Source organism: Bacillus paralicheniformis (assembly GCF_001042485.2).
In the GTDB taxonomy this organism is placed as follows: Bacteria; Bacillota; Bacilli; order Bacillales; family Bacillaceae; genus Bacillus; species Bacillus paralicheniformis.
In genome coordinates this window covers 1-11,502 of the sequence record NZ_LBMN02000021.1, presented here as the reverse complement: position 1 = coordinate 11,502, position 11,502 = coordinate 1, and the positions used below count along the sequence as shown (strand labels likewise).

Below are 11,502 nucleotides of genomic sequence, written 5' to 3'. Positions count from 1 at the left end.
CAGGCTGTTCGAATCGATGTGTATCCCCAGCCTTATACCATCTAACCCATGTCTGAACCTGTGTCTTATTCTTAATATTCAATTTCTGCATGATCTCTTTCATCGGCACTCCTGCCAATCTCATTTCTACAGCCTTCCGTTTGACTTCAACCGGATAACTCATTCTTGTCCCCATAGAAAAAACACCTCCACGTCTTATTTCGGATAACAACTATCCGTTTTCAAACTTGAAAGTGTTTTTTATTTGTCTCATCTTATAGGGTCAGTCCCATTCATCCAATAGCCTTTTTGTTTAGATTTCTTTTTTGTTAAGTAAACCTTCCATAAATTGTACGAGTTGCTCGCGAAGCTCTTGATCCTGCATCGCAAACTCAAGAGTTGTTGTGATAAAGCCAAGCTTTTCACCAACATCATAGCGCTTGTGTTCAAAGTCTTACGCAAACACTCTTTGAATTTCATTCAGCTTTTGAATGGCGTCTGTCAGAAGGATTTCTCCGCCGGCTCCAACCCGCTGATCCTCTAAGTAAAGATCTTAGGTGTGAATACGTAACGGTCTAAGATGGAAAGGTTAGAAGGAGCTGTGTCTTTAGGCGGCTTCTCAACGAAGCTTTTCACCTGATAACGGTGTTTCTTCTTCTGGCACTTGCTGAACACCAATAATAGAGGAAAGCGTTCTTTCATATTCATCCATTAACTGGCGCAATCCAGGCTTTTCAGCTTGAACAATATCGTCTCCAAACAGAACTGCAAACGGCTCATCACCGATAAAGTTGCGCGTGCACCAGACAGCATGCCCGAGTCCCTTAGGCTCTTTTTAACGGATATAGTGAATATCAGCCAGGTTAGTAGCTTTTTTCACTTTTTCAAGGAGTTCGGTTTTTCTTTTTTCTAATTGATTAATGGGTTTCGTTTGTTTCCTATCAACTTTCCTTTTCATCTATATAGAAAATCGTTTCGCGGACTGTGAAAAATGAATCAACAATTTTGGTGTTTAGTTACGATCCGAATAATAAAATTGAACTATTGATAAGGAGTCTTGGAGACTATTTTTGTTTTTCCAGTTTTTAAACACTCTTAACTTTTATAGGCGATTATGCTATTATAGTTAAATATTATGGATATGTAGTTGGAATGATTAAGACATTGTTAAAAATCTGGTCTTTTCTCTCAACCATGAAAAAAAGGTTATTACTTATGATGCGTTTGGCTTGCTTCATTGGAATCACATTAAATTGCTTGAACGTGCTAAAGAACTTGCTGACTATTTAATGGTTGCGATTAGTACTGATGAATTTAATTCGCAAAAATAAAAAAGCCTATCATAGTTATAAACATAGGAAGGCTAAACAATACGCTGTGAATGGCTAGTTTATCTGCCAAGAACTGAAGGGATTTCTAATATATATTTTTTTATAGAGGTAATTAAATGTTGCCTTTTTTCTTGTGTGTACACTATTTGTGTAATAGAGACTAGCATGTAGTTCGTATGCTAGGAACTACTACAGAAAAGCACAAAAATTTTCTCTAAAGAATCAAGTAAATGGGATGTTGTAATATTTCCTAATAAATATTCAACAAGAAATATTTAAAAGAGCATTTCATTTCAATAATACAGTTATTAAAAATAGCTTATTATTTTACTTAGAATGCATCCTGGTTATTCAAGACTTCGGTCTCAATGATCATAAGGAATTTATCATCGGTGTTTCTGATTATCCAGATCTAAGATATTTATATATTATTCTGATATTTTGGTTACGGAGTATTCATTTTTTCGATTTTGCTAATTTAAAAACAATAGTGTTCTATACATACGATTTGAAGTATGATAAAGATAATCTTAGAGAGTTTTATTTATGAAACAAATGTACCAGGTAAGATCGTAGACCATTCAGATGGTCTAATTGAAGAATAAAAAATACAACTGAAAATTCTAGGTTACATGCTCGTTTTTATAATGATTTTTGTTAATATGAAGATGGTAATTCCACAAAAAGTTTTTTTGAAAAGATATTTGGTAAAGAAATAGGGAGAGAGAGTTAGTGACAAAAAGAAAACCTAAGATTAGCGTAATTGTTCCAGTTTACAATGTTGAAAAATATTTAAGAGAATGTTTAGATTCTTTAGCTAATCAAACATTAAAATCAATTGAAGTAATAATGGTAAATGACGGTTCAGAAGACAATAGCGGATTAATAATGGATGAGTATTCTTCTAAGTACGATAACTTTTATTCTTATCATAAAGAAAATGGCGGTCTGGGGCATGCCAGAAATTATGGCGTCCAATATGCAAGAGGTGAATTTATAGCCTTTGTTGATTCAGACGATTACTTAAGTTTAGATGCATATAAAAAAATGTATCAATTAGCTAGTGAAAATCAAACAGACATTGTTGTAGGGAATGTAAAAAGGTTCAACTCGACTAAGGTTTATGGTTCTGGACTTCATAAAAAAGTGTTTAGTGATACAATTCCTAAAACTCATATAACCAAAAATAACGAATTAATTTATGATACAACTGCATGGAATAAGATATTTAGAAGAGAATTTTGGATGAAGAATGATTTTAAATTTCCTGAAGGCATGCTATATGAAGATTTACCTGTAACAATACCTGCACATTATAAAGCTGAGTCAGTTAGTGTTCTTGGAGATTTTATTTATTTTTGGAGAGCCCGGGAAGCAGGGGATAAATCAATAACACAACAAAGAAATGATCTGGTTAATCTTACAGATAGATTAAAAGCATTAGATTTAGTTGATTCATTTTTTAATAATGCAAAAATAAAAGGTGAATTAAAGGATTTAAAAGATTATAAAGCTTTGAGTCTTGATATCCCACTTTATTTGAATATATTAGATACTGCAGATTCTGAATATATTCAAATTTTCATGACTAAAGTGTCTTCATACTTAAAAACTATATCAGATGAAACGTTTAGAAAGTTAAATGCAATAGATAGAGCTAAGTATTATTTTATTTCTAAAAATGATATTGAAGGAGTATTCGATGTTTTAAAATTCCAAAAAAACGAATTGAAATATAGTAAGCCCAAAAAAGTAAAAGGTCAATTCTTTTGGGAATATCCATTCAGGAAGAAACTGCCGGAAGAAATTTGTAAAGCCGACAGTGAGTTTACTATAAAAAGAAAAATAGAAAGAGTAAAATGGGATGGTTCCGTAATCCGTATTGAAGGTTATCATTTTATTAGATATCTTGACATAAAAAGAAAAAAAGATGTTAATTTAAAGGCTTATATTTTTGATCCAAATTCGGGAGAGAAAAAACTAGTAAATTGTTATTCAGTAAAAAGACCAGATATAACATTAAAATTTGGCAGGAAAAAAAATAATAATATGCCTCTTTCAAGGGTTAATAACTATGATTGGTCAGGATATACTATTGAAGTAGATACAAATGATTTATTTGACAAACTTTCCGGCAAACTAGAAATATGGATAGAAATAAATTGTTTTGGCAAAACGAGAAGCTATAGAGTTGGTGAGCCTATTAGTGGTAAAAAACCTAGACCAAAGCACAGAGTATACTTTTCCAAAAGGATTTTTATCAAATATAATAGTGCATGGGACTTGTATTTGGACCTGAGACCTGTTACTACTCAGGTTAATAGTTTAATTCATGAAGATGGAAATTTAATCATTCAAGGTGAGACATCTTTACCTTTAAACGAATGCAAACTCTTATTTAGAGATTATAATAAAAATGAACAATATAGATATGACATGGAGTTTAATGGGAGTTCAAATGGTTTTAAATCAATAATTCCTAAGTCAACTATTAATAGATTAAAACATAATACTGAGTTAATAGGCTATGTAAGATATGATAATGATAATGAACCTTTAACTTATTTAGATAGTATAAAAGTAAAAAATATTGCTCTTGATACTAAAGAGATTACAATAGATGCAAGCCCAGCAGGGAACCTTAGAATTTTAAAAGGAAATCACAATTCATATCTTAAAAATCTTGCTTTTACAAATGAAAATTTATTAATAGAAGCATCAATTACGGATAAGTATATTAAAACTTTAAAAAATATAACCGGTATCAATATAGTCCTTAAAAATATAGAGACAGGACATACGGTTTCTGGAAGTATACTTGAAGAATACAAGGAGAAGGGTGAGTTTTTTCTTAAAACAAGTTTCAGCCTTTCGAATGATAAAGTCAGGACTCCATTCAATGAGGAATACGGAGTATGGAGAGCTTACTTGGAATTTACAGTAAAGGGAAATAATAGTTTTAAAAAATTAAAACGTATAAAAGTAAGAGATAAAGAAATAAATTTCCCTAAAAAAACTGTCGGTAATATAAAATATTTTCCTTACGTTACAAAAGAGAACAATATAAGTATTAATAATATCTATGAATGGAATTGGATTGAGAGGGGTCCTCGTAGACAAGAGGTGATAGAAAAAATTCTTTACCCGCTTTTTAGACTTTTGCCAATGAAAAAGAAGACAATTGTTTTTGAAAGTTACTGGGGTAAACAAATTAGTTGTAACCCTAAAGCTATATATGATTATATAAATGAACATTATCCAGAATATGAATGTGTTTGGATGGTGAATAATGATTATGCAAAAGTAGATGGAGAAGCAACTAAAGTTAAAATAAAGTCTTTGAAATACTTTCAGTATATGGCTCGTGCTAAATACTTTGTGAATAATGTCAACTTCCCGGATTTTTATGAAAAAAGAAAAAATGCAGTTGAATTACAAACTATGCATGGCACCCCGCTAAAAACTTTAGGATTAGATGTCCCTGGAGAAGTGGATACTGAAGATAAGAGAAATAGGTTCTTAAGACGTTGCAGAAGATGGGATTATTTAACTGTACCAAGCAAATATGTTAGTGATCTAGCACGAAGAATTTATGACTATAAAAATGAAATACTTGAAACTGGTTATCCAAGAAATGATAAATTATTCAAAGACAATAATGAAGTTTTTAGACAACAATTGAAACAGAAGTTGAGTTTACCAACTAATAAAAAGGTTATATTATATGCCCCAACTTTTAGAGTCAAAAATGGATTTGAGTTGAAACTAGATTTAGAGAAGCTCAGAAAAAAACTTAAAGATGATTATGTTATATTGTTAAGATTGCATTATTTTATATCTGATGATCTTGATATTAGTAATTTCAAGGGGTTTGCTTATAATGTTTCGAATTACGATGACATTCAAGACTTATATTTACTTTCAGATGTATTAATCACTGATTATTCATCTGTAATGTTTGATTATGGTATTTTAAAAAAACCAATGATTTTTTTCACGTATGATTTAGAGGAATATCGGGATAATCTTCGAGGAATGTATTTGAATATTGAGGAGGAAGCTCCGGGACCATTGGTAAGAGATAATATGTCGTTGATTGATTCTATCGAAAAGTTAGATAGTTATTTTGCTCAATATGGTGAAAAATATAAAAGGTTTAGAGCGAAATATTGTGAGTTTGACGATGGAAATGCTTCTGAAAAAGTTGTAAAAAGATTCTTGAACGTTGATTAATATTTTCGAAAACCCATAGCATTATTCAATGTTATGGGTTTTTAAAAGGGTGGGAAATAAATTATGTTAAAGGTAGCTATTATAGGTAGTTGTGTTTCAAGAGATAATTTTAATAGTTGTTTTATAGAAGACTATAAACGATATTATAGTTGTGTTGTGCATCAAAATCAAATGTCTATCATATCATTAACGGCTGATTCAATTGCATTTGATTATGAAAAAATAGATAATTTAAAACCTTTTGATAAGAGACAATTTGAAACAGAGTTAGATAAAAGCATATTAAATACTTTGATTATTAATGAGCCAAATTATCTTATTTTAGATTTTTATGCTGATGTATTTTATGGTATTAGAGAGTTAGAAGGTAGTACTATTACTAATAAGCGGTGGCTCTTTAGTAAGACAACTTTGTATAAGACTCTTAAAGAAGGAGAATCGTTGAGCTTATTAGACGACTTTACTGACTATTTCGAGCGATGGAAAGAATCAATAAAAATTCTTTTTGATTTTTTAAATCGAAAATTACCTAACTGTAAAGTAGTTGTCAATAAAGCAAGATTTTCGGATATTTATTATGATGAAATTTCCGATTCTTACAAATATCTTAGCAAGAGTACAAAAGTAAAACAGATTAATACTTCTCTTTATAATGAAATTTGGGATAGACTAGATAATTATGTCATCAAAAATCATGACGTACAATTCATCGATTACGGCGATAAATATTATTTATTAGACAGTAAGCACAAATGGGGATTATTTTATTTACATTATGTTAAAGATTTCTATTTAGACTTTACTAAAAAATTCCTTTCAATAATAACTAGCGATTTTAAAAATATACTCGATGTTCCAAGGATAAAAATTAAAGAAAATAAAGAATATAATTTAATCAAGAATCCAACTTTTACTTTAGGGAAAAGCAACTGGTCCTTTTGGCAGAATGAATTTGAAATAAAAGACCCTGATTCTGACAAACAAGAATGCAATGTTTTAAGTATTTCGAAAAGAGGGTTAGAAAAAGACGCGAATAGCCAATTATGGTCGAATGCAATTGAAATTAATGCGGATGGTTATAAAGAATTTGAGTTATCTTTTGATATTAGGATTTCTGAAATTAATTTAATTGATAGTTATAAGTGTATCTTTTCTATAAGAATGTTTGACTCTTCGGAAAAATATTTGCAAAAAGATGCAGTTTGGTTTAGAAATGTTAAGACAACTGAAATAAAAGACCTGTCTAATAATAGATGGCTCAGGTATACGCTTAAATTCAAGCCCGAAAAAGGTAAATATATCAAAGTTGGTCCTTATTTACCCAGAAATGGACATGTTTCTTGGAGGGATATTAAACTTTTAAGGAATTTTTAGATCTAATAGACTTTCTTATCTTTTTGAAAACAGTTCTTCTTCTTTTAACTTTACTTAAAATTTACCTTGCAGGTAGTTTTTTGACTAACTAATTTAATGATGATTCTGATGCTGTAAACGAAAAAACTCAACATCTGTAACAATATTCATTGGTGCTTTTAAATTTCTTTAGCCGAAAGATCCAAAAAGTCATTTAAGTCTAAGGAAGATAAAATAATGAATGCATTAGTAAGAGTCGTAAAAGAGCAAGTGACCTCGTTTCCATTAATTTTGCGCTTGGCTTCGCATGAGACAAAGTCTCAGTATCAGATGAATTATTTTGGTGTATTATAGCAGTTTTTAAACCCTCTCATTCACATGCTGGCATACTGGTTTGTATTTTATTGGTATTGTAATTCGCAACAATAAGCCAATTTTAACGGGTGTCAGAGAAGTCCCTTTTATTGTTTGGATGCTGGCCGGTTTGATTCCATGTTTTTTTATTAGCTGATGGATCAAACAGTGTGTTTAAACGGATTAATATGGTCCCGAAGATGAATTTTCCGATTAGTTCACTGCCTTCTGTTGTGATTGCTTCAAACTTATTTAGTTATTTCATGATGATGGGCAGCTTTTTGATCGTACTTTTGACTAACGGAATTTATCCAAGCTTAAATTGGATACAATATATTTACTACTTAGCCTGTATGAACATTTTTATGTTTTCATTCGGTTTGTTTAACTCGACGATAAGCGTCTGGTACGCGACTACCAATTTTTGCTGCAATCTGTAACAAGATTATTGTTGTTTGAACTTCCGGTTTTTTGGAATATTTCAGAACAGCTTGGAAAAAATCATCCGAACCTTCTGACAGTGCTTAAGATGAACCCTATTTATTACCTGATAAAATGGGTTCCGGAATACCTTTTTAGACGGGCGATGGTTTTTCCAAGCCCAGAAATACACGCTGTATTTCTGGGCTTTCACATTATTGCTCTTGACTATAGGAACTGTCTTGCATATGAAATTCAGGGACAGGTTTGTTGACTTTCTTTAATACGTAAGAGATTTTAATGATGAAACTAAAAGTTTCGTTTCGAAATGTTTCAAAACAGTATCAGCTTTATGAAAAACAATTAGATAAAATTAAAGGCTGTTTTTTCCGATTAAGGATAATGTTTTTTTTTTTGCTGTGCGGAATGTCTCCTGTGACGTGTATGAAGGGGAGACGATCGGATTTGTAGGGATTAACGGATCGGGAAAATCGACGATGTCCCAACCTGCTGGAAAAAATCATTCCGCTGACCAGCGATGAAATCGAAATGAACAGACAGCTGTCCTTGATTGCGATTTCCTGGATGAAATTCCTGCTCGGCTTTGCGATCTCAGTGCATATCGATCCTGATATTTAAATTATTGACGAAGCATTGTCAGTAGGGGACCAAACTTTCTATGATAAATGTGTCGACAGAATTATCGAGTTTAAAAATCAAGGGAAAACCATTTTCTTCGTCAGCCATTCAATCGGTCAAATTGAGAAAATTTGCGATCGGGTCGCCTGGATCGATAATGGCGAGCTTCGCATGTTTGATGACACAAAGACGGTCGTAAAGGAATATAAAGAATTTATAAGCTGGTTTAAAAAACTTTCCAAAGAAGGGAAAGACAAATATAAAAAAGAACAATTAGCCAGCTGCAAACAGGTCTTGTCTGAAGAAGATCTTGCTCATCGTGAAAAAGAAAAGAAAAAACAAAAATCTTTGGCAAATATCATTCGGATTGCGGGTTTGTCCATCCTGGCCGTATTGGCCGCCGGAGCGATGTTTGTTTAAAAGAAAAGGCGTGTCATTTTGCAGATGATATTATAAAAAGCTATTGGATATCCATCCAATAGCTTTTTTATTAAACTTCTTCTTTTGCCAGAAGGTCCTGCATAAATGGAATCAGTGAATCTTTCAGATCGCTGTCCTGCATGGCAAATTCGAGAGTTGTCTGGATAAAACCAAGTTTTTCTCCGACGTCATAGCGTTTGCCTTCAAAGTCATAAGCGAATACGCGCTGGATTTCGTTTAACTTCTGAATCGCATCTGTCAGCTGGATCTCTCCGCCCGCACCGATTTGCTGTTTATCTAAGTACATGAAAATTTCAGGAGTAAAGACATACCGTCCTAAAATCGCAAGATTAGACGGTGCCGTGCCCGGTTTTGGTTTTTCAACAAAGTTTTTGACCTGGTATAGACGTCCTTCGTTTGTCAGAGGATCAATGATACCATAGCGGTGTGTTTGATCTTCAGGGACTTGCTGAACACCGATAACGGATGAGAGAGTTTTTTCGTACTCGTCCATCAGCTGGCGAAGACCAGGTTTTTCTGCTTGAACAATATCGTCTCCAAGGAGCACTGCGAACGGCTCGTCCCCGATAAAGTTTCGGGCGCACCAAACGGCATGCCCGAGTCCTTTTGGTTCCTTTTGGCGAATATAGTGGATATCAGCGAGATTTGACGCTTTTTTTACTTTTTCAAGCAGTTCGGTTTTACCCTTCTCTTCAAGGTTTCGTTCGAGTTCCGGCGAGAAATCGAAATGATCTTCAATCGCTCGTTTGCTTTTACCTGTTACGATGATAATATCTTCAATGCCGGCTTCGACAGCTTCTTCAATAATATATTGTATGGTTGGCTTATCAACGATTGGAAGCATTTCTTTAGGCATCGCTTTCGTTGCAGGGAGGAAACGTGTTCCAAGGCCTGCTGCGGGAATTATGGCTTTACGAACTTTCTTCAACTCAATACACCTTCCTTAAACTATGTTTTCTACTCAGCCAGAAAAAATACGCTTAGCAAGCGGAGAGTATGCTGAATATATGTATGATATACCCCGGAAAATTACAATTACAAACTCATCATATAAGAAAAACAATTCTTAAACAAGTGTAAACAGGTATAAAGCGTAAAGATGTTATATAATGAAGAGAAACTCATTCTTCAACAGGATGTTTGCGGTTTGATCAATGGATGTTTTATGATGAGAATATCGTCCGTAAGCAATCGTTGGGGCGATTTATTCCAACGAGAAACATGGACAAAATTATAATAATAGACGATTCTAAAAAAAGCTGTTCATACAGAAAACAGGTGATAGAAAAATGAAGAAACTAAAAGTCATGACAGTATTCGGCACGCGCCCTGAAGCCATTAAGATGGCGCCGCTCGTCCTTGAATTAAGGAAATATCCCGACATTGAGTCTTATGTGACGGTTACAGCCCAGCACAGGCAAATGCTTGACCAGGTGCTTGAAGCTTTTAACATAAAGCCTGATTTTGATTTGAATATCATGAAAGAAAGGCAAACGCTGGCTGAAATTACGTCTAATGCGCTTGTGAAGCTGGACGAGCTGTTTCAGTCCATCAAACCGGACATTGTGCTTGTTCACGGTGATACGACAACGACATTCGCGGGAGGTCTTGCCGCTTATTATCACCAAATTTCCGTCGGCCATGTAGAGGCGGGGCTCAGAACCGGAAACAAATACTCGCCGTTTCCCGAAGAGCTGAACAGGCAGCTGACGGGATCGATTGCCGATCTTCATTTTGCGCCGACAGAGCAGGCCGAACAGAATCTGCTCCGCGAAAATAAAGACCCGGAGACGATTTTCGTCACGGGAAATACCGCAATTGATGCACTTCGCACAACAGTGAGGGACGGCTATTCACATCCCGTTCTTGAAAAAATCGGGAATGACAAGATGATTTTGCTTACCGCCCACCGCCGTGAAAATTTAGGGGAGCCGATGGAAAACATGTTTAAAGCGATCAGGCGGATCATCGAAGAATTTGACGGCGTACAGGTTGTTTATCCCGTTCATCTCAATCCCGCTGTTCGCGAAGCGGCTGCAAAGCATTTCGGCGATTTGGATAAAGTCCATCTGATAGAGCCGCTCGAAGTCATCGATTTTCACAACTTTGCGGCTGAAGCTCACTTCATCCTCACCGACTCGGGAGGGGTGCAGGAAGAAGCGCCGTCGCTCGGAAAGCCGGTCCTCGTGCTTCGCGATACGACGGAACGCCCTGAAGGCGTTCAGGCCGGGACGCTTAAACTGGCAGGCACGGAAGAAGATAAGATCTATCAGCTGACTAAACAGCTGTTGACCGATCAAGATGAATATCGCAAAATGTCCCGGGCTTCAAACCCGTACGGGGACGGACAGGCTTCGCGGCGAATTGCGGAGGCGCTTCTTTACCGGTACGGATACCGAAGCGCGAGGCCTGACATGTTTAAAGATTAATAAAAAAAGCTTCCTTTTGGGACTGACCCCCGTTTTTGAGACAGGGATCAAAACACCTTTATACAGCCAATTGCCGATAGTTTACTGGTGATTGGTTGTTTAGTTTCGTTTGAATACGAATATTGTTATAATAAAGAATGTATTCTTTGACAGTGCGTTCTACGATGGTGGTCGTAGTTCGATCAATGCTGTTAAGGTAGAACGTTTCAGACTTTAGTGAGGAATGAAACGATTCGATGGAGGCATTATCAGCGGGCGTCCCTTTGCGGGACATGCTCATGGTAATGCCTTTTATATTAACTGTTTTCTGATACTCATAAGAT

General features: G+C 34.7%; 6 protein-coding genes and 4 pseudogenes. 6 read left to right on the top strand and 4 right to left on the bottom strand.

Annotated features, from left to right (window positions below; translation table 11 throughout):
- Together ACH97_RS23030 and ACH97_RS23025 are read right to left on the bottom strand one after the other, a co-directional pair.
- The coding region (locus tag ACH97_RS23030) for a helix-turn-helix domain-containing protein (RefSeq protein ID WP_081043980.1) at nucleotides 1-175 on the bottom strand (175 nt) is incomplete at its 3' end.
- Nucleotides 176-292: 117 nt separating this feature from the next.
- Nucleotides 293-898 (bottom strand): annotated as a pseudogene (locus ACH97_RS23025) (UTP--glucose-1-phosphate uridylyltransferase); the annotation flags it as partial.
- 256 nt (nucleotides 899-1,154) lie between these two features.
- On the opposite strand from ACH97_RS23025, the pseudogene ACH97_RS23485 reads away from it, so the two are divergent.
- From ACH97_RS23485 to ACH97_RS15045, 5 genes and pseudogenes are all read left to right on the top strand, one after another.
- Nucleotides 1,155-1,341 (top strand): annotated as a pseudogene (locus ACH97_RS23485) (adenylyltransferase/cytidyltransferase family protein); the annotation flags it as partial.
- A 701-nt stretch (nucleotides 1,342-2,042) separates the two neighbouring features.
- On the top strand, nucleotides 2,043-5,543 hold the full coding sequence (locus ACH97_RS23015) for a bifunctional glycosyltransferase/CDP-glycerol:glycerophosphate glycerophosphotransferase (RefSeq protein WP_080131514.1): 3,501 nt from the start codon (nucleotides 2,043-2,045) through the stop codon (nucleotides 5,541-5,543).
- Between the two features lie 63 nt (nucleotides 5,544-5,606).
- Entirely contained in the window at nucleotides 5,607-6,917 is a 1,311-nt protein-coding gene (locus tag ACH97_RS15055) for a DUF6270 domain-containing protein (RefSeq protein WP_020453145.1), read from the top strand.
- A 216-nt stretch (nucleotides 6,918-7,133) separates the two neighbouring features.
- Nucleotides 7,134-7,954, top strand: a pseudogene (locus tag ACH97_RS15050) (ABC transporter permease).
- A 19-nt stretch (nucleotides 7,955-7,973) separates the two neighbouring features.
- A pseudogene (locus tag ACH97_RS15045) lies at nucleotides 7,974-8,723 on the top strand (ATP-binding cassette domain-containing protein); the annotation flags it as partial.
- 76 nt (nucleotides 8,724-8,799) lie between these two features.
- Here ACH97_RS15045 and galU read toward each other — a convergent pair.
- On the bottom strand, nucleotides 8,800-9,678 hold the full coding sequence (gene galU, locus ACH97_RS15040; RefSeq protein WP_020453140.1) for a UTP--glucose-1-phosphate uridylyltransferase GalU: 879 nt from the start codon (nucleotides 9,676-9,678) through the stop codon (nucleotides 8,800-8,802).
- Nucleotides 9,679-10,039: 361 nt separating this feature from the next.
- On the opposite strand from galU, the gene wecB reads away from it, so the two are divergent.
- Nucleotides 10,040-11,179, top strand: coding sequence for a non-hydrolyzing UDP-N-acetylglucosamine 2-epimerase (gene wecB, locus ACH97_RS15035; RefSeq protein ID WP_009329683.1), 1,140 nt, complete (start codon nucleotides 10,040-10,042; stop codon nucleotides 11,177-11,179).
- Nucleotides 11,180-11,237: 58 nt separating this feature from the next.
- Here wecB and ACH97_RS15030 read toward each other — a convergent pair.
- Nucleotides 11,238-11,502, bottom strand: a 265-nt coding sequence (locus tag ACH97_RS15030; RefSeq protein ID WP_144486775.1) for an IS3 family transposase, incomplete at its 5' end; no start/stop codon positions are given.

Coding starts and splice junctions, on each gene's coding strand:
- wecB (WP_009329683.1), top strand. CDS start 10,040: ATGAAGAAACTAAAAGTCATGACAGTATTCGGCACGCGCCCTGAAGCC.
- ACH97_RS15055 (WP_020453145.1), top strand. CDS start 5,607: ATGTTAAAGGTAGCTATTATAGGTAGTTGTGTTTCAAGAGATAATTTT.